This is a genomic window from Pseudomonas allii (genome assembly GCF_055380095.1).
The window spans coordinates 6,017,779-6,034,983 of record NZ_AP039450.1; the positions used below are offsets into that span (position 1 = coordinate 6,017,779).

Annotated in this window: 16 protein-coding genes; 4 read left to right on the forward strand and 12 right to left on the reverse strand. The window is 62.6% G+C overall.

What is annotated here, in order from left to right; genetic code table 11:
• The first annotated feature begins 18 nt into the window (after positions 1 to 18).
• The gene (locus ACZ445_RS27670) at positions 19 to 648 is read left to right on the forward strand and encodes a glutathione S-transferase N-terminal domain-containing protein (protein ID WP_058426672.1); all 630 of its coding nucleotides are present in this window, start codon (positions 19 to 21) and stop codon (positions 646 to 648) included.
• A gap of 174 nt (positions 649 to 822) precedes the next feature.
• Here ACZ445_RS27670 and creD read toward each other — a convergent pair whose 3' ends face one another.
• From creD to rloA2, 4 genes are read right to left on the reverse strand one after another with little or no spacing between them, the layout of a single operon-like run.
• Positions 823 to 2,196: a cell envelope integrity protein CreD gene (gene creD / locus ACZ445_RS27675; protein ID WP_058426671.1), complete on the reverse strand. Its 1,374-nt coding sequence runs from the start codon at positions 2,194 to 2,196 to the stop codon at positions 823 to 825.
• 52 nt (positions 2,197 to 2,248) lie between these two features.
• Positions 2,249 to 3,688 (reverse strand): two-component system sensor histidine kinase CreC, encoded by a 1,440-nt coding sequence (gene creC, locus ACZ445_RS27680; protein ID WP_058426670.1) that lies wholly within the window; start codon positions 3,686 to 3,688, stop codon positions 2,249 to 2,251.
• Positions 3,688 to 4,356 carry a two-component system response regulator CreB gene (gene creB, locus ACZ445_RS27685; protein WP_058426669.1) on the reverse strand — a complete coding sequence of 223 codons (669 nt, stop codon included), beginning with the start codon at positions 4,354 to 4,356 and terminating at the stop codon, positions 3,688 to 3,690. Before creB ends, creC begins: the two co-directional genes overlap by 1 nt.
• 9 nt (positions 4,357 to 4,365) lie before the next feature.
• Positions 4,366 to 4,866 carry a retropepsin-like aspartic peptidase RloA2 gene (gene rloA2 / locus ACZ445_RS27690; RefSeq protein WP_058426668.1) on the reverse strand — a complete coding sequence of 167 codons (501 nt, stop codon included), beginning with the start codon at positions 4,864 to 4,866 and terminating at the stop codon, positions 4,366 to 4,368.
• A gap of 173 nt (positions 4,867 to 5,039) precedes the next feature.
• On the opposite strand from rloA2, the gene ACZ445_RS27695 reads away from it, so the two are divergent.
• Complete coding sequence (locus tag ACZ445_RS27695; protein WP_058426667.1) at positions 5,040 to 5,927, forward strand: acyltransferase; 888 nt, start codon at positions 5,040 to 5,042, stop codon at positions 5,925 to 5,927.
• On the opposite strand, the gene ACZ445_RS27700 is transcribed toward ACZ445_RS27695, so the two are convergent.
• Positions 5,924 to 6,496: a DUF2780 domain-containing protein gene (locus ACZ445_RS27700; protein ID WP_058426666.1), complete on the reverse strand. Its 573-nt coding sequence runs from the start codon at positions 6,494 to 6,496 to the stop codon at positions 5,924 to 5,926. The two genes, ACZ445_RS27695 and ACZ445_RS27700, sit on opposite strands and share 4 nt — an antisense overlap.
• 151 nt (positions 6,497 to 6,647) lie before the next feature.
• Between ACZ445_RS27700 and ACZ445_RS27705 the strand changes: the two genes are divergently transcribed.
• Both ACZ445_RS27705 and ACZ445_RS27710 read left to right on the forward strand, forming a co-directional pair.
• Positions 6,648 to 7,274 carry a sigma-70 family RNA polymerase sigma factor gene (locus tag ACZ445_RS27705; protein ID WP_081049330.1) on the forward strand — a complete coding sequence of 209 codons (627 nt, stop codon included), beginning with the start codon at positions 6,648 to 6,650 and terminating at the stop codon, positions 7,272 to 7,274.
• Positions 7,271 to 7,948, forward strand: a complete 678-nt coding sequence (locus tag ACZ445_RS27710) for an anti-sigma factor (RefSeq protein ID WP_058426664.1) — start codon at positions 7,271 to 7,273, stop codon at positions 7,946 to 7,948. Before ACZ445_RS27705 ends, ACZ445_RS27710 begins: the two co-directional genes overlap by 4 nt.
• A 91-nt stretch (positions 7,949 to 8,039) precedes the next feature.
• Here ACZ445_RS27710 and fdhA read toward each other — a convergent pair whose 3' ends face one another.
• The 7 genes from fdhA to glyA form a co-directional block, all read right to left on the reverse strand.
• A complete protein-coding gene (fdhA, locus tag ACZ445_RS27715) occupies positions 8,040 to 9,239 on the reverse strand; it encodes a formaldehyde dehydrogenase, glutathione-independent (RefSeq protein WP_016972852.1) in 1,200 nt (399 codons plus the stop codon).
• Positions 9,240 to 9,417: 178 nt separating this feature from the next.
• Complete coding sequence (gene purU / locus ACZ445_RS27720) at positions 9,418 to 10,275, reverse strand: formyltetrahydrofolate deformylase (protein WP_005792124.1); 858 nt, start codon at positions 10,273 to 10,275, stop codon at positions 9,418 to 9,420.
• A gap of 176 nt (positions 10,276 to 10,451) precedes the next feature.
• A complete protein-coding gene (locus ACZ445_RS27725) occupies positions 10,452 to 11,084 on the reverse strand; it encodes a sarcosine oxidase subunit gamma (RefSeq protein ID WP_058426663.1) in 633 nt (210 codons plus the stop codon).
• A 124-nt stretch (positions 11,085 to 11,208) separates the two neighbouring features.
• Positions 11,209 to 14,226 (reverse strand): sarcosine oxidase subunit alpha, encoded by a 3,018-nt coding sequence (locus ACZ445_RS27730; RefSeq protein ID WP_058426662.1) that lies wholly within the window; start codon positions 14,224 to 14,226, stop codon positions 11,209 to 11,211.
• On the reverse strand, positions 14,223 to 14,525 hold the full coding sequence (locus tag ACZ445_RS27735) for a sarcosine oxidase subunit delta (protein WP_010207083.1): 303 nt from the start codon (positions 14,523 to 14,525) through the stop codon (positions 14,223 to 14,225). Before ACZ445_RS27735 ends, ACZ445_RS27730 begins: the two co-directional genes overlap by 4 nt.
• Before the next feature lie 15 nt (positions 14,526 to 14,540).
• Positions 14,541 to 15,791: a sarcosine oxidase subunit beta gene (locus tag ACZ445_RS27740; protein WP_010207084.1), complete on the reverse strand. Its 1,251-nt coding sequence runs from the start codon at positions 15,789 to 15,791 to the stop codon at positions 14,541 to 14,543.
• Positions 15,792 to 15,813: 22 nt separating this feature from the next.
• Positions 15,814 to 17,067: a serine hydroxymethyltransferase gene (glyA, locus tag ACZ445_RS27745; protein ID WP_034101149.1), complete on the reverse strand. Its 1,254-nt coding sequence runs from the start codon at positions 17,065 to 17,067 to the stop codon at positions 15,814 to 15,816.
• Between the last annotated feature and the right edge of the window lie 138 nt (positions 17,068 to 17,205).

The window sequence follows — 17,205 nt, forward strand, 5'->3', positions numbered from 1 at the left end:
CCATTCAGAGGAATGCCCATGTCCGCTCCCAGCATGACCTTGTTCCACAACCCCGCTTCACCGTTCGTTCGTAAGGTTCGCGTGCTGCTGGCTGAAACCGGCCAGCAGGACCGCGTCGCCCTGCACGGCTGCATGCCGACCCCGGTCAACCCGGATGCGCAGGTGGTGCAAGGCAACCCCGTGGGCAAGATCCCGGCCCTGCGCCTGGCCGATGGCACGGTGCTGCACGACAGCCGGGTGATCCTCGATTACTTCGATCACCAGCACGTCGGCCCCGCGCTGATCCCCCGCGACGGTCCGGCCCGCTGGCGCCGCCTGACCCTGGCCTCGATGGCCGACGGCATCATGGATGCCGCCGTGCTGGTGCGCTACGAAACCGCCCTGCGCCCGGCAGAAAAACACTGGGACCAATGGCTCGACGAACAGCGCAACAAGATCCGTCGCACCCTCGCCGAGCTGGAAGCCGATACGGTTGCCGAGCTGGCCAGCCATTTCGACATCGCCGCCATCAGCGTGGCCTGCGCCCTGGGTTACCTCGACTTCCGCCACCCGGATATGCAATGGCGCCTGGACAACCCGCAGCTTGCCGCCTGGTACGCGCAGGTCAGCCAGCGCCCTTCGATGCTGGAAACCCAGCCACCGCTTTGACAGTCACTGTAGTCCGGTGTGGGAGGGGGCTTGCCCCCGATGGCGGTGGGGCAGCGACAGGTGAAGTAACAGACACACTGCAATCGGGGGCAAGCCACCTCCCACATTGGCCGGTGGCAAGGTTGAGATAGTCGATGATCCTCGCCTTCATTTGCTGATCCTCGCGCAACCCGATCATTGCACCGCCTCCAGGTCAAACGCCAACGGCTCGGCCGCCTTGCGTTTGCCCACGCGATACCAGTCCAACTTGCGCGTCAACACCATCACCGTGCCCAGCAGGCCGAACAGCAGCAACGAGCCCATCAGCAACGCGTAGTCCTCGGCACTCAACAACCCGTACAGCAAGCCATACAACGCCGCCAACCCCGCCGAAAAGCCCAGGCCATGGGCCACGCTGCGCAGTACGTGACACACATAGAAGCCGATCAACAACACACAGGCACTGGCCGAGATCAGGTAGGCCAGGGCGAAGCCTATGTGTTCGGACAACGACAGCAACAGCAGGTAGAAGAACGCCAGCGCAAAACCCACCAACGCGTACTGCACCGGGTGCACCGCCAGGCTCTTGAGCACTTCGAACAGGAAGAAGCCGGCAAAGGTCAGGGCGATGAACAGCAGCGCGTATTTGATCGCACGGTCGCTCTTGAGGTACTGGTCCACCGGGTCGATGAAGTTCACGCCGAAGCTGCGGTTATTGAAGTCATTGCAGCCCTGGCCGTCCAGGCAGGTTTGCAGGGCCTGTTCGAGGTTGGTGGAGAAAAATGAGGTCTGCCAGTTGGCGGTAAACCCCTTGTCGGTGACCTCGCGCTGCGCCGGCAGGAAGTTGCCGATAAAGCTGGGGTGCGGCCAGTTGGAGGCGAGTGACACCTGGCTGGTCTTGCCCACCGGCACCACTTGCAATTGCTCGGTGCCTTGCAGGCGCAGGTCGAAGGCAAAGTCCACGACATAGGGCTTTTTGCTGTCCTGCTCCGGCAGCGCCACGTGCACGCCTTCACCCAGCCAGTCCACCTGGGAGCCCGGTTCGAACTCCAGCTGCTGACTGCCCAGCTCCAACTTCAGCGCATTCTCGATGCCGCGAATATCGCTGATGCCCACCGCCAGAAACGCCGGCTCAAAGCGGTAATCGGCAAAGTTCTCGGTGATACCCAACTGCGCGGGCAATTCGAAACGCCCGCTGATGCGGTTGTCGGCATGGAACAGCCGCGCCTGGTAGATGCCCCGTGCGCGCAGTTCGGTTTGCACCTTGCCGTCGAGTTCAAAACGGTCCGGCAGGAAATACAGACGACCGCGCTCTTCACGGGTGACTTCGTAGCGTTTGTTGAGCTTTTCATTGAGCTTCCACTCGCGGACGGTCTTGCGATACGGCACCACCATCACCGGGCCGGTGAGGCGCTGGGCGTAGCTGGAGCTGCGGGCGATGTCCATCAGGACGCCGTCGCGCAGTTGCTGGCGGTCGCTGATGATGCCGTTGATCATCAGCAACGGAATCAGCAATAGCAGGATCAGCAGCGCAATCGCGCCAAGTTTGAAAAGCAGGCTGCGGTTCATGGGTCTCTCCCTGTTTTGATGGGGGAGAGTCTGGGCAGCCTGTGTGGGAGATTTATGTGGGCAATGTGGAGACTGTATGGAGATGCAGCACCACTTGCACGCCGCTTTGCACGTTGCCGATCTGCAACGCGCCGCCGTGCAGCTTCATCACTTCCTCGACAAAGTTGAGGCCCAGGCCGGTGCTTTTGCGCCCGCTGGCCGGGCGTGGCAGCGAGTAGAACCGTTCGCTCAGGCGCGGCAGGGCGTAGTCGGGAATCGGCGCGGCCTGGTTGAACAGGCTCACCTGCACGTCGTTGTGCCGGGTCTGCGCGCTGAATTTCAAGGTGCCGCCTGGCGGTGTGAAATCTAGCGCGTTATCCAGCAAGTTGCCCAGGGCCTGGCGCAGCAGGAAGGGTTCGCCGTACACCTTCACATCCGCTGCAATCGTCTGTTCGACGTGCAACCCGGCGCCTTCGATCCGCGCACATTGCGCCTTGAGCACATCATCGACCATGGCTGCCAGCGGGATGCTCATTTGCTCTTCCAGGCCCTGGCGTTGCTCGACCTGCGCCAGGTTCAGCAGGCGTTCGATCAACTGCTGCAGGCGTGCGCTTTCGCTGTCGATATTGCCGACGAAGCGCTGCTGTTGCTCACGGGTCATATCGCCCTGCAACAGCTCTGCCGCGCCGCGTATCGCGGCCAGCGGGCTCTTCAACTCGTGGGTCAGGGTGTGCACATAGTGTTCGACGTAGGCCTTGCCTTCCAACTGCGTGCGCATGTGCTCGACGGCGGTGGACAACTGCTTGAGTTCACCGCCACGGTAATGCGGCAACTCGGCGCGCCGGCCCTCGCTGACCGCCTCGGCGTAGGCCGTCAAACGACGCAACGCAACGCTCAGCCACCACGACAGCAGCGCGCCGAGCAACAGGCCGAGAACCACCAGGCCCGCGCCGTACCACAGTAGGCGCCGCTCGGTGCGGTCGACGTAGGGCTGCAACGAGCTGTTCGGCTTGGCCACGGTGACCACGCCAATGATCTGGCCGTTGTCACGGATCGGTGCGCCCACGTGCATCACCGAGGAAGTGGGGTCATCCAGCTCGCTGCGGGTGGAGCGCGCACCGTACTCGCCACGCAGGGTCAGGTACACATCGTTCCACTTGGAATAGTCCTGCCCCACCGCTTCGCCCGTGGAGTCGAGCAGCACGATGCCCTTGGCGTCGGTCACGTAGATGCGGTGGTTGACCTGGTTCTTCGGCAGCCCCCAGATGGTCGCGCCCGGCTGGCGATTGCCGTAGGCCTTGAGCAGTTCAGGCCAGTGGCTTTGGCCGAGGGTGCCGTTCTTCACATCGTCGCGCAGGATTTCGGCCAGCAGGTTGGCGGTGTCCACCAGGGTTTCTTCGGTGGACTGGCGCACGCCGGGGCGGATTTCCTTCATCACGGTGCTGAGCACGAAGTAGCCGGTCAGGCCGATAAACAGCGCGTACACCAGGAAAATCCGCAGCCCCAGGCGCATCAGCTGTTGCCTGGGCTGTAGCTGTAGCCGAGGCCGCGATGGGTCTGGATCGGCTCGGCGTCGGCAGCCACGCTGCGTAACTTGCTGCGCAGGCTCTTGATATGGCTGTCGATGTTGCGTTCGTAACCGGCATCCGCCGCCACGCCGACCGCATCCAACAGTTGCTCGCGGCTGAATACGCGCTCGGGTTGCTCCAGCAGGCTTTGCAACAGCCGAAACTCGTGACGCGTGAGGCTCAACGGCTGGCCGCGATACATGATCTGCATGCGCTCCAGGTCCACCTGGAACACCGCCGGCGCAGCACCTGGGCCAATCCGCTTGAGGATCGCCCTCACCCGCGCGGTCACTTCCCGTGGGCTGAACGGCTTGACCACATAATCGTCGGCGCCGATTTCCAGCCCCACCACCCGGTCGATCTCGCCATCCCGCGCGCTGAGGAACATCACCGGCACTTCGCTGAACCGGCGCAGTTGCTTGCAGGTTTCAAACCCGGTGATGTCCGGCAGGCCGATGTCGAGGATGATCAGGTCGGCCGGGGTCTGGCGTTGATGCTCCAGCGCCGCCTGGCCGAGTGTCAGCCAGGTGGTGGTGAAGCCCTCGCCTTGCAGGGCGAATATCAGCGTGTCGGCTATCGCCGCTTCGTCTTCGACAATCAGGATGTGGGGCATGGTGGTCCGTCAGCAGTCCGGTTTGTCAGCAGTGTAACGACGCGCCGGGTTGACCGCAGCGCCGAACTCACGCAAAGCCTTGGCGCCGATCAGCAGCGGGTAGTTGAAGCTGCTGCGGTCGGTGAGGTTGACCTCAACGGTGCGCTTGACGTCGCCCAGGCACATTTCCAGGTCGATCACCGGGCGCTTGGCCACGGTGGCTTCGTCCTTGTCCTCATCTTCGTCGGCGCGGCTCTTGATCTTGCTGATGCGCGAGACTTTGTGCTCGTAGACCTTATCGGACGCGTCCTTGCCGCCGAGGCGGAAACGCACCCAATCGTCACCGTCACGGGTGAAGGTCTGGATGTCGCGGGCCGACAGCGAGGCGGTCAGCGCGCCAGTGTCCATCTTGGCCTTGAAGGTTTCGCCGATCTCCGGCAACTGGATATATTCGTAGCGACCGTAGAGGGTCGGTTCGGCGGCCATGACCGGCACGGCAACCAGGGCGAGGGAGGCAAGAAGCAGTTTCACGAAGTGATGTCCTCGGAAAGAAGTAGGCGGATTCTAGACCGCAAAAGCGCCGGTTAGTTAGCTAACCCCACCATACCCGGCACATTGTGAAACATTCGTACGGTGATTTGCGATTTGGCCTCTAGACTCACCTTGCTTATGATGGCCCGCCCACAAGATTCCAAGAGTTACTTATGCGCCGCCTGCTCACCGGCTGTTTCGTCACCCTGCTGCTCTTGCTCAACACCCTCGTGCTGTTCGGTCCGTTGATGGTGTTTGCCCTGCTCAAGCTGGTAGCCCCGGGGCGCTTGCGTGACTACATGTCATGGGCGGTGATGTGGATCGCCGAGACCTGGGCCGAGATCGACAAACTGATTTTCTCGCTGTGCATCCCGACCCAATGGGACATTCGCGGCGGCGACGATCTGCGCGGTGACACCAGTTACCTGGTGATCAGTAACCACCAATCCTGGGTCGATATCCCGGCCTTGATCCAGGCCCTCAACCGCCGCACGCCATTCTTCAAATTCTTCCTGAAAAAAGAGCTGATCTGGGTGCCCTTCCTGGGCCTGGCCTGGTGGGCGCTGGATTACCCGTTCATGAAGCGCTACACCAAGGCATTCCTGGCCAAGCATCCCGAACTGGCGGGGCAGGATTTGAAGATCACCAAAGAGGCCTGTGAGCTGTTCAAGCGCCAGCCGGTGACGGTGGTCAATTATCTGGAAGGCACGCGGTTCAGCGAGGCCAAGCGCAGACAGCAGGGCTCACCTTTCACCCGCTTGCTCAAGCCCAAGGCGGGCGGCGTGGCGTTTGTGCTGGCGGCGATGGGAGAGCAACTGGACGCGGTGCTGGACGTGACGGTGGTCTACCCGCAAGACAGGATTCCAGGGTTCTGGGATTTGATTTGCGGATCGGTGCCGAAGGTGATCATCGATATCCGCACCCGCGAGCTGGACCCGGCGTTGTGGCGAGGGGATTACGAGAACGATCCGGCGTTTCGCCAGACCGTCCAGGACTGGGTCAACCAGCTCTGGACGGAAAAGGACGCACGCATCGAACAACTGCGCGCGGATAATTTTTAACTGCCGGTGCCCCAGGCCTGCGCCAGCTTGCCCAGCACCGAGCTGCTGGCACCCTGGCCACCCAGGTATTGCAGGATCACCGGGGCAAACTGGCCGATCATGCCGCTGTCCATGCCCAGGGCGCTGAACGCGGTGTTCAGGTCGTTGGTGTTCTTCACGTTACCCAACAGGCCGTCGAGGCCGCTGGTCTTGCTACCGCCAGCCTGGCCGAGCATCCCGCTCAAGGCCCCGAGGCTACCCAACGCATTGTTGCCCGACAACTGGTCGAGGCCCGGCACGCTGTTGCCCAGTTGCGAATAGTCGTTGCCGCTCAGTTTGTTCTTGGCCAGGCCCAGCATGGCGCCCGTACCGCCGACCGCTTGCTCGGGGGTGATGTTCAGTTGCGAGGTCAGGGCGCTCAACAGGCCGGCCGTCTCGGACGACGGTGCGGCAGCCGCTGCCTTGTTGTTACCACCCTGCATGCCGGAAATGGCATTGGCCGCGTCGCCAAGGCTGAACCCTGCGGCAAGCACCGGGCCGGCTGCCAGGGTCATCAGGCAGGAAAGGGCGAAACCGCGTGAAATCTTCATCGAAACAACCTCTGGGTGTAGGAGCTAAAAGCAGGCGTTTGACTGACAGTCCGGAACGATTGTTCCCACACCAAGGTTAGTTCAGATTTCTCTGCATCCAAATCACCTCGGCCCGCGTATAGCCTGCATACGCCACTCGGAGTTGGATGGAATGAATGCCCAGGCTGGACTACCCTCCGCGTACCGCGTGCAGTCCCGTCACCCTCGAACGAGGGTCTGGAGAAGCCCTATTAGCGCCGATGATGCTGACCCATTGCGCCCTTTGCTGGCGCAATGTGCCCTGGGTAACCGCCAGGCATTCGAAACCCTCTACCGCAGCGTTTCGCCGCGCCTGCACGGTGTAGCCCTGCGTTTCATGGGCCGCCCGGACCTGGCCGAAGAGGTGTTGCAGGAAGCCTTCGTGCGTATCTGGTACAACGCCTCCCGCTACGAAGCGCACCTGTCTGCGCCGATGACCTGGATGGTCAACATCACCCGCAACCTGGCTATCGACCAATTGCGCAAACACCGTGAACAGCCGCTGGCAGAGGGTCAGCAAGACGCCTTGCTCGATGAGGCCCCCAGCGCCCACGACCAACTCGACAGCGAACGCCAAGCCCGCACCTTGAACCGTTGCCTGGACACCCTCGACGGCATGCAACGCCAGTCGATCAGCGTGGCTTACTTCCAGGGCCTGTCGTGCTCGGAATTGGCCGAACACTTGGCCGCGCCCCTGGGCTCGGTCAAATCCTGGATTCGTCGCGGCATGGAACGCCTGCGCAGGTGCCTTGAATCATGAACTACCAGACCACCGCCCTGCGCCGCGCCCTGGCCGCCGACTACGCCATAGGCCTGATGCCCGCCACCGCGCGCAGGCGTTTTGATGCCCTGCTGCTGGAGGATGCCGCGCTGCGCGTGGAACTCGGCCACTGGCAGGACGCACTCGCCAGCCTGACCTGCGCCTTGCCCGAGCGACCGGTGCCCGCACATGTGTGGGAAGGCATCAAGGCGCGAATCGAGCCGCAAGTGCTGCATGTGCCGGCGAAAAAACCGTTCTGGATGAACCTGCGCCTGCTGGCGGCAGCGTTTGGCATCGTCATTGCTGTGCTGGTGGGCGTGCTGTATCAGCGCGACCTGGGGGTGGAATACAACGCCACGCTGGTCGCCGCCAACCAGCAACCGGCGCTGCAGATCAAGGCGTTTGCCGACCACCTGCAAGTCGAGCCGCTGGCATTGGCCGCTCTTGAGCCGACACGCGCCCTGGAACTGTGGGCCATTCCTGCCGGGGGCAAGCCGATATCCCTGGGCCTGGTGCCAGTGGCGGGCAAAGGTCGAATCGCGTTGAACAAAGCGCAGCAGGCGCTGCTGAAAACACCGCTGACCCTCGCCGTCAGCCTGGAGCCACAAGGGGGCTCGCCGACCGGCCAACCGACCGGGCCGGTGCTGTATCAGGGTCAATTAGCATCACTTTGAGGTGAGATGGCGCCAGGAACCCGGCGCGCAGACTGTCAGATCTGTGGGAGGGCTTGCCCCTCCCACATTTGGAACGCGGTATCCCAGGGATTTAAGCCGCGCTAAAGAGTTTGTGCGGATCAATCACAAACTTCTTCGGCACACCCGCATCGAACTCGCCATACCCACGCGGCGCATCGTCCAGGCTGATGACCTGCACGCCCACGATTTCGGCAATGTTGATACGGTCCCACATGATCGCCTGCATCAGCTGGCGGTTGTACTTCATCACCGGCGTCTGGCCGGTGTGGAAGCTGTGGGACTTGGCCCAGCCCAAACCAAAGCGAATGCTCAGGCTGCCCATTTTTGCGGCGGCATCCACGGCACCCGGATCTTCGGTGACGTACAGGCCAGGGATACCGATCTTGCCCGCCACGCGCACCACGCCCATCAGCGAGTTGAGCACGGTGGCCGGGGCTTCCGCCTTGACGCCTTCGTGACCATGACCACGGGCTTCGAAGCCCACGGCATCGACGGCGCAGTCCACTTCCGGCTCGCCCAGCAGTGCGGCGATCTGTTCGTGCAGCGGGGTGTCCTTGGACAGGTCGGCAATTTCGAAACCCTGGGCCTTGGCGTGGGCCAGGCGGACCGGGTTGACGTCGCCGATGATCACCACGGCAGCGCCCAGCAGGCGGGCGGAAGCAGCAGCCGCCAAGCCCACAGGACCGGCACCGGCGATGTAGACCGTGCTGCCTGGGCCAACGCCGGCAGTGACGGCGCCGTGGTAGCCGGTCGGGAGAATGTCGGAGAGGCAGGTCAGGTCGCGGATTTTCTCCATGGCCTTGTCGCGATCCGGCAGTTTGAGCAGGTTGAAGTCGGCGTACGGCACCAGTACGTATTCGGCCTGGCCGCCGGTCCAGTCACCCATGTCGACATAGCCGTAGGCGCCACCAGCACGGGCCGGGTTGACGGTCAGGCACACGCCGGTGTGTTGCTCTTTGCACGAGCGGCAGCGGCCGCAGGCTACGTTGAACGGTACGGACACCAGGTCGCCGATTTTCAGGTTCTCGACGTCGCTGCCCTTCTCGATCACTTCACCGGTAATTTCATGACCGAGCACCAGGCCGGTCTGGGCAGTGGTACGGCCACGCACCATGTGTTGGTCGGAGCCGCAGATGTTGGTGGAGACCACGCGCAGGATGACGCCGTGCTCGATCTTCCTGCCACGGGGGTCCTGCATTTTGGGATAGTCGATTTTCTGTACTTCGACCTTGCCGTTGCCGAGATACACGACACCACGATTACCAGACATGCTTTCACCTCGCTGTTGTTTTTATGGAACTGCGTTGCCCAGGCAGGCAGCGCGTTAAGTGCTCGGGTACAGATGCTGTTATTGCGTTGTTAGTGAGGGCCTCATCGGGGGCAAGCCCCCTCCCACATTTTGAAATGCGTTCCCCTGTGGGAGGGGGCTTGCCCCCGATTGGCGCGAGTCAGAGCACCACCGTCCGATTGGCGTTCAAAAACACCCGCCGCTCAATGTGATACCCCACCGCCCGGGCCAACGTCAGCCCTTCGATATCCCGCCCCTTGGCAATCAAGTCCTCGGGATAGTGGCTGTGATCCACCACCTCCACGCCCTGGGCGATGATCGGGCCTTCGTCCAGGTCGTTGTTGATGTAATGCGCCGTGGCGCCCACCAGCTTCACGCCCTTGTTGTACGCCTGGTGATACGGCTTGGCGCCCTTGAACCCCGGCAGCAACGAGTGGTGAATATTGATGGCCTTGCCATCCAGCTTGCGGCACAGCTCCGGCGACAGCACTTGCATGTAGCGCGCAAGGATCACCAATTCGGCGCCGGTGTCTTCCACCACTTGCCACACCTGACGCTCCTGGGACGGTTTGTCGTTGGGGTCGAGGGGGAAATGGTAGTAGGGAATCTGGTGCCAGTCGGCCAACGGTTTCAGATCGGGGTGATTGGACACCACCGCCACCACGTCCATCGACAGTTGGCCGATGCGCTGGCGGTACAGCAGGTCGTTGAGGCAGTGATCGGCCTTGGAGACCATGATCACCACTTTTGGCCGGTAGTTCGGCGCCGTCAGCTCGAAGATCATGCCGAAGGCTTCACCCCGCGTGGCCAGGCCATCGCGGAACGCCTGCTCGTCAAAACCGTCCGGCTGGCGGAATTCCACGCGGATAAAGAACCGGCCCGAAAGCCGATCATCGAACGAGTGGTGCTCAGTGACGTAGCAACCCTGTTCGAACAAGTAGCGGGTGACCGCGTCCACCGTGCCGAGCACGCTGGGGCAGTCGGCGGTCAAAATCCATGTATCGGGTGCGCGGCTCATAATGCAATCCTCAGGCCCTTGTGGCGAGGGGGCTTATCCCCCGTTGGGCTGCGAAGCAGCCCTTAAACCTGCTGCTCGGTTATTTCAGGATAAATGCGCTGACTGTATGGGGACCGCTGCGCGCTCCAACGGGGGACAAGCCCCCTCGCCACAACAGCCCTCTTGTGCTCATTCAATCAGGCTTGGACGCTCAGGCCGAACTCGGCCGACGCATCCTGCAACCACAACCACCAGTAGTCCGAGAAGCTGCGACGGATCAGCAGTTCCCAGGTGTCCTCGGCCGTGTGGCGGATCACCAGTTGTGACTTGGCGAACACCGTGCCCACCGCCTTGCCCACCGGGAAGTTGTTGGGGTGCACGTCGTAGCTGGTGGACTTCATCAGCACATCGCGCACGTTCGGGCCGCTGAGTTCGAGGATCTGCTGGCCGCCGCTGACATTGACGACCTGGATATGCAAGTCGCCCAGGGCGGCACGCAGGTTTTGCTCGGCGGCGAATTCTTCACCGCTCGGCACGATCAGCAACCACTCATCCGGGCCGAGCCATTGCAGGCTGGTTTCGCCCTTGACGATCACTTGCAGCGCACCGGGCAACTCGATGCCGATGGCTTTGTGCACGCCGGCGGCGAAGGCTGCATCGTGGCCGTCACCACGAATAGTCAGGTGGCCCAGGAGTTTCTTTTCACGCACGGTCACACCGGCGTTCTTGCGGCCCTTGCCGACCAGGCTGGCGAGGTCGGCATGGTGCAGCGACGACTCGGCCTTGGCGCCGGAGGTGGGGCGTTGTTGGTAAACATTGGCTGCTGTCATAAAGCACCTGTTCTAAATGCTGTGGTGTCTGTTCTGGCCTCATCGGGGGCAAGCCCCCTCCCACAGGGGAATGCATTTCAACATGTGGGAGGGGGCTTGCCCCCGATACAGGCGACTCGGTCCATCAGATGTTCTGGCGATCGCCTTTCGGGTCGAAGAACACCGAAGAAACAATCTCCGCCTCGATCACGCTGCCATCGGCCTGCGGTGAGAACACCCGCTCGCCGATGCGCTTCAAGCCACCCTTCACCACCGCCATCGCGAACGAATAGCCGAGGGAGTTGTGGGCATAGCTTGAGGTGACGTGACCGACCATCTTCATCGGGATCGACTGCTTCGGATCAAACACCAGTTGCGCGCCTTCCGGCAGCCACACCTTCGGATCGACCGGCTTCAAGCCCACCAGTTGCTTACGCTCTTCACGCACGCAGTCTTCACGGTTCATGCCGCGCCAGCCGATCCACGAGAACGGCTTGGTCCGGCCCACGCACCAACCCATGTTCAGGTCGTCCGGGGTCATCGAGCCGTCGGTGTCCTGGCCGACGATGATGAAGCCCTTCTCGGCCCGCAGCACGTGCATGGTCTCGGTGCCGTACGGGGTCAGGTTGTACTTCTTGCCGGCGTCGACGATTTTTTCCAGCACGCCCATGGCGTAGTCGGCTTGCACGTTGACTTCGTACGACAGCTCACCGGTAAACGAGATACGGAACACCCGCGCCGGTACGCCGCCGACCAAGCCTTCTTTCCAGGTCATGAACGGGAAGCCGTCCTTGTCCAGGTCGATGTCGGTGACTTCGGCCAGCAGCTTGCGGCTGTTGGGGCCAGACAGCGTCATGGTTGCCCAGTGGTCGGTGACCGAGGTGAAGTACACCTTGAGGTCTGGCCATTCGGTCTGTTGGTAGATTTCCAGCCACTGCAGCACGCGTGCCGCGCCGCCGGTGGTGGTGGTCATCAGGAAGTGGTTGTCGGCCAGGCAGGCGGTGACGCCGTCGTCGAAGACCATGCCGTCTTCCTTGCACATCAGGCCGTAGCGCGCCTTGCCCACGTCGAGCTTGGTCCAGGCGTTGGTGTAGATGCGGTTGAGGAACTCACGCGCGTCCGGGCCCTGGATGTCGATCTTGCCCAGGGTCGATGCATCGAGCAGGCCGACGCTGTCGCGCACGGCCAGGCATTCGCGCTTGACTGCGGCGTGCAGGTCTTCACCGTTGCGCGGGAAATACCATGGGCGTTTCCACTGGCCGACATCTTCAAACTCGGCGCCGTTCTTCACGTGCCAGGCGTGCAGCGCGGTGTAGCGTACCGGCTCGAAGATGTGCCCACAGTGACGGCCCGCTACCGCGCCGAAGGTGACCGGCGTGTAGTTGGGACGGAACATGGTGGTGCCCATCTGCGGGATGGTCACGTTCAGCGAACGGGCGGCAATGGCCAGGCCGTTGACGTTGCCCAGCTTGCCCTGGTCGGTGCCGAAGCCCAGCGCGGTGTAGCGCTTGACGTGCTCGACCGACTCGAAACCTTCACGGGTCGCCAGTTCGATGGCGGCGGCGGTCACGTCGTTCTGCAGGTCGACGAATTGCTTCGGCGCTCGTGCAGTGGGCTTGTCGTGTGGCACTTGGTAAATAGCCAAAGTCGGCTCTTCCAGGCGGCTGAGCGCTTTCGGCAAGGTACCTTCCACTGGCGCGAAACCGGCTTCGCTGGCCGCGCGCACGCCGCCTTCAAAACCATCCGCCAGGGAATCGCCAAGGCCGTAGACGCCGTTGATACCACCGACGCACACGCGTTTCTGCGGGGCTTCGCCCGGTACGAAACCGAGGATATCTTCACGCCAGGTCGGCTTGCCGCCCAGGTGCGAAGCCAGGTGGACCACCGGGCTGTAGCCGCCGGAGCTGGCGACCAGGTCGCACTCCAGCCATTCGCCGGGGCTGGTGACTTTATGCGCCTTCACATCGATCGCGGCCACGCGGGCGGCGGTCACGTGCTTGCTGCCACGGGCTTCGATCACGGCGCTGCCGGTGAGGATACGAATGCCTTTGGCGCGGGCTTCTTCCACCAGCGCACCGCGTGGGTTGTGGCGCACATCGGCCACCGCCACCACTGCAAGGCCGGCATCGAGCCAGTCCAACGCAACGCGGTAGGCGTGGTCGTTGTTGGTCGACAGCACCAGTTTCTTGCCGGGGGCCACGCCGTAGCGACGCACGTAAGTGGAGACCGCACCGGCCAACATGTTGCCCGGCACATCGTTGTTGCCGTACACCAGCGGACGCTCGCACGCACCGGTCGCCAGCACCACACGCTTGGCGCGCACACGGTGGATACGCTGGCGCACCACGCCAATCGGCGCACGGTCACCGAGGTGGTCGGTGAGACGTTCGTGAATGGTCAGGAAGTTATGGTCGTGGTAGCCGTTGACGGTGGCGCGTGGCAGCAGCACCACGTCCGGCAGCGCTTTCAATTCAGCGATGACGCTGGCAACCCATTCGGCAGCCGGCTTGCCGTCGAGGCTTTCACGGGAATCCAGCAGCGAGCCGCCGAACTCTTCCTGCTCATCGGCGAGGATCACGCGAGCCCCACTGCGGGCGGCGGCCAGTGCGGCAGCCAGGCCAGCAGGGCCGGCGCCGACGACCAGCACGTCACAGTGACGGTTGAAGTTGTCGTAGGTGTCCGGATCGTTCTCGGTCGGCGAGCGGCCAAGACCGGCGGCCTTGCGAATGTACTTCTCGTAGGTCATCCAGAACGATTGCGGGTACATGAAGGTTTTGTAGTAGAACCCCGGCGGCATCAGCTTGCCGCCGACCTTGCCGAGGATGCCCATCACGTCATTGTTGACGTTCGGCCAGCCGTTGGTGCTGGTGGCGACCAGGCCCTGGTACAGCGCCTGTTGGGTGGCGCGCACGTTGGGAATCTGGGTGGCTTCGGTGGCGCCGATCTGCAGCACCGCGTTCGGCTCTTCGGCGCCGGCGGCAAAGATGCCGCGCGGGCGCGAGTACTTGAAGCTGCGGCCAATGATGTCGACGCCGTTGGCCAGCAGGGCGGCGGCCAGTGTGTCGCCTTCAAAGCCTTTGTAGGTCTGGCCGTTGAAAGTAAACGTCAGGACTTTATTACGGTCGATCCGGCCACCGTTGGACAGGCGATTGGTCTGGCTCATACCTTCTCTCCAGAGGCCTTGGCGGTGAATTGTGGCTTCTCACCGATCTTGTAGGTTTCAAGAATTTCGTAGGTCAGGGTGTCGCGGGTCGCGTTGAAGTATTGGCGGCAACCGGCGGCATGAATCCAAAGCTCGTGGTGCAGGCCACGGGGGTTGTCGCGGAAGAACATGTAGTCGCCCCACTCTTCATCGGTGCAGGCATTCGGGTCCAGCGGGCGCGGGATGTGCGCTTGGCCGGATGCGTGGAATTCCTCTTCGGAGCGCAGTTCGCCACAGTGAGGACAGAAGATATGCAACATAGGGAATTTCTCCTGTTAGTGGGCGACGGCCGCAGCGCCGTGTTCGTCGATGAGCGCACCGTTGTGGAAACGGTCGATGGAAAAAGGTGCGGCCAATGGATGCATTTCACCCTTGGCCAGGCTGGCGGCAAACACGTTGCCTGAGCCCGGCGTGGCCTTGAAGCCACCGGTGCCCCAACCGCAGTTGAAGAACATGTTTGGCACCGGGGTCTTGGAGATGATCGGGCAGGCATCCGGCGTGGTGTCGACGATACCGCCCCACTGGCGGTTCATGCGCACGCGGGACAGCACCGGGAACATCTCGACGATGGCCTGGATGGTGTGTTCGATCACCGGGTACGAACCGCGCTGGCCGTAGCCGTTGTAGCCGTCGATACCGGCGCCAATCACCAGGTCGCCCTTGTCGGACTGGCTGATGTAACCGTGTACGGCGTTGGACATGATCACACTGTCGATAATCGGCTTGATCGGCTCCGACACCAACGCTTGCAGCGGGTGGGATTCGATCGGCAGGCGGAACCCGGCGAGCGAAGCCATGTGCCCGGAGTTACCGGCAGTCACCACACCGACGCGCTTGGCGCCGATGAAGCCCTTGTTGGTTTCCACCCCGATGCACACGCCGTTTTCCTTGCGGAAGCCAATCACTTCGGTCTGCTGGATCAAGTCCACGCCGAGGGCGTCGGCGGCACGGGCAAAGCCCCAGGCCACGGCATCGTGACGGGCCACGCCGCCGCGCCGTTGCACGGTGGCGCCGAGTACTGGATAGCGGGTGTTCTTGGAGCAGTCGAGGTACGGGATCTCGTCGGCCACTTGCTTGGCGTTGAGCAGTTCGCCGTCCACACCGTTGAGGCGGTTGGCGCTGACGCGGCGCTCGGAATCACGGATGTCCTGCAGGGTGTGGCACAGGTTGTAAACGCCACGCTGGGAGAACATCACGTTGTAATTGAGGTCCTGGGACAGGCCTTCCCACAGTTTCATCGCGTGCTCGTACAGGTGCGCCGACTCGTCCCACAGGTAGTTGGAACGCACGATGGTGGTGTTGCGCGCGGTGTTACCGCCGCCCAGCCAGCCTTTCTCGACCACGGCCACGTTGGTGATGCCGTGCTCTTTGGCCAGGTAGTAAGCGGTCGCCAGACCATGCCCGCCGCCGCCGACGATGACCACGTCGTAGACCTTTTTAGGGGTCGGCGTGCGCCACATCTTCTGCCAGTTTTCGTGGTGGCTGAGGGAGTGCTTGAAGAGGCCGAAGCCCGAGTAGCGTTGCATAGTCATTACTCCAAAACCGCGCTCAGCGATAAACCGGGAAATCAGCGCACAGGGCAGACACGTGCTTGGCCACGTTGGCCTCCACATCGGCATCGCCGAGGTTGTCGAGGATGTCGCAGATCCAGCCGGCCAGTTCGATGCACTGCGGCACTTTGAAACCACGCGTGGTCACCGCTGGGGTGCCGATGCGCAGGCCCGAGGTCACGAACGGCGACTGCGGGTCATTCGGCACCGCATTCTTGTTGACGGTGATATGGGCGCGACCGAGGGCGGCGTCCGCCTCTTTGCCAGTGAGCCCCTGACGGATCAGGCTAACCAGGAACAGGTGGTTATCGGTGCCGCCGGACACGACATCGTAGCCGCGTTTGATAAACACGCTGGCCATGGCCTGGGCGTTGTCGATCACTTGTTGCTGATAAGCCTTGAAGCCTGGTTCCAGCGCTTCCTTGAAGCACACGGCCTTGCCGGCGATGACGTGCATCAGCGGGCCGCCCTGGGCACCGGGGAACACGGCAGCGTTGAGTTTCTTTTCAATTTCTTCGTTGGCCTTGGCCAGGATCAGGCCGCCACGGGGACCGCGCAGGGTCTTGTGGGTGGTGGTGGTGACCACGTCGGCGTACGGCAGTGGGTTCGGGTACAGGCCGGCGGCAACCAGGCCGGCGACGTGGGCCATGTCGACGAACAGCAGCGCGCCGACCTTGTCCGCGATCTGACGGAAGCGCGGGAAATCCAGGGTCTTGGAGTAGGCGGAGAAACCGGCCACGACCATTTTCGGTTTGTGTTCGACGGCCAGGCGCTCGACTTCGTCGTAGTCGATCAGGCCGGTGTCGGTGTTGATGCCGTACTGCACCGCGTTGTACAGCTTGCCCGAGGACGACACCTTGGCGCCGTGGGTCAGGTGACCGCCGTGGGCCAGGCTCATGCCCAGGATGGTGTCGCCAGCGTTGATCAGGGCCAGGTATACAGCACTGTTGGCGGACGAACCGGAGTGCGGCTGCACGTTGGCGTAGTCGGCGCCGAACAGCTGCTTGGCGCGCTCGATGGCCAGGGCTTCGACTTTGTCCACGTGCTCGCAGCCACCGTAGTAGCGCTTGCCCGGGTAGCCTTCGGCGTATTTGTTGGTGAGGCCACTGCCTTGGGCTTCCATCACGCGCTTGCTGGTGTAGTTCTCCGACGCGATCAGCTCGATATGATCTTCCTGGCGCTGCTCCTCGGCATTCATGGCCGCCAGCAGTGCGTCGTCATATCCCTGGATCTGGTCTTGTTTGCTGAACATCGCGTCTCTCCCAGCCTTTCGTATTGTTGAGGCCCGTGCAGGGCCCTTTGATGCGATGGTAGGGCTGGCGCAGACAGGTCAAATGCCTACGCACGCCACGCAAAGGTGCGTTTACGACATAGCGGGAACAACGCGGAA

Coding starts and splice junctions, on each gene's coding strand:
- ACZ445_RS27705 (WP_081049330.1), top strand. CDS start 6,648: ATGAATGCCCAGGCTGGACTACCCTCCGCGTACCGCGTGCAGTCCCGT.
- ACZ445_RS27735 (WP_010207083.1), bottom strand. CDS start 14,525: ATGTTGCATATCTTCTGTCCTCACTGTGGCGAACTGCGCTCCGAAGAG.
- ACZ445_RS27730 (WP_058426662.1), bottom strand. CDS start 14,226: ATGAGCCAGACCAATCGCCTGTCCAACGGTGGCCGGATCGACCGTAAT.
- creD (WP_058426671.1), bottom strand. CDS start 2,196: ATGAACCGCAGCCTGCTTTTCAAACTTGGCGCGATTGCGCTGCTGATC.
- ACZ445_RS27710 (WP_058426664.1), top strand. CDS start 7,271: ATGAACTACCAGACCACCGCCCTGCGCCGCGCCCTGGCCGCCGACTAC.
- fdhA (WP_016972852.1), bottom strand. CDS start 9,239: ATGTCTGGTAATCGTGGTGTCGTGTATCTCGGCAACGGCAAGGTCGAA.
- ACZ445_RS27700 (WP_058426666.1), bottom strand. CDS start 6,496: ATGAAGATTTCACGCGGTTTCGCCCTTTCCTGCCTGATGACCCTGGCA.
- ACZ445_RS27695 (WP_058426667.1), top strand. CDS start 5,040: ATGCGCCGCCTGCTCACCGGCTGTTTCGTCACCCTGCTGCTCTTGCTC.
- ACZ445_RS27725 (WP_058426663.1), bottom strand. CDS start 11,084: ATGACAGCAGCCAATGTTTACCAACAACGCCCCACCTCCGGCGCCAAG.
- ACZ445_RS27740 (WP_010207084.1), bottom strand. CDS start 15,791: ATGCAACGCTACTCGGGCTTCGGCCTCTTCAAGCACTCCCTCAGCCAC.
- purU (WP_005792124.1), bottom strand. CDS start 10,275: ATGAGCCGCGCACCCGATACATGGATTTTGACCGCCGACTGCCCCAGC.
- ACZ445_RS27670 (WP_058426672.1), top strand. CDS start 19: ATGTCCGCTCCCAGCATGACCTTGTTCCACAACCCCGCTTCACCGTTC.
- glyA (WP_034101149.1), bottom strand. CDS start 17,067: ATGTTCAGCAAACAAGACCAGATCCAGGGATATGACGACGCACTGCTG.
- creB (WP_058426669.1), bottom strand. CDS start 4,356: ATGCCCCACATCCTGATTGTCGAAGACGAAGCGGCGATAGCCGACACG.
- creC (WP_058426670.1), bottom strand. CDS start 3,688: ATGCGCCTGGGGCTGCGGATTTTCCTGGTGTACGCGCTGTTTATCGGC.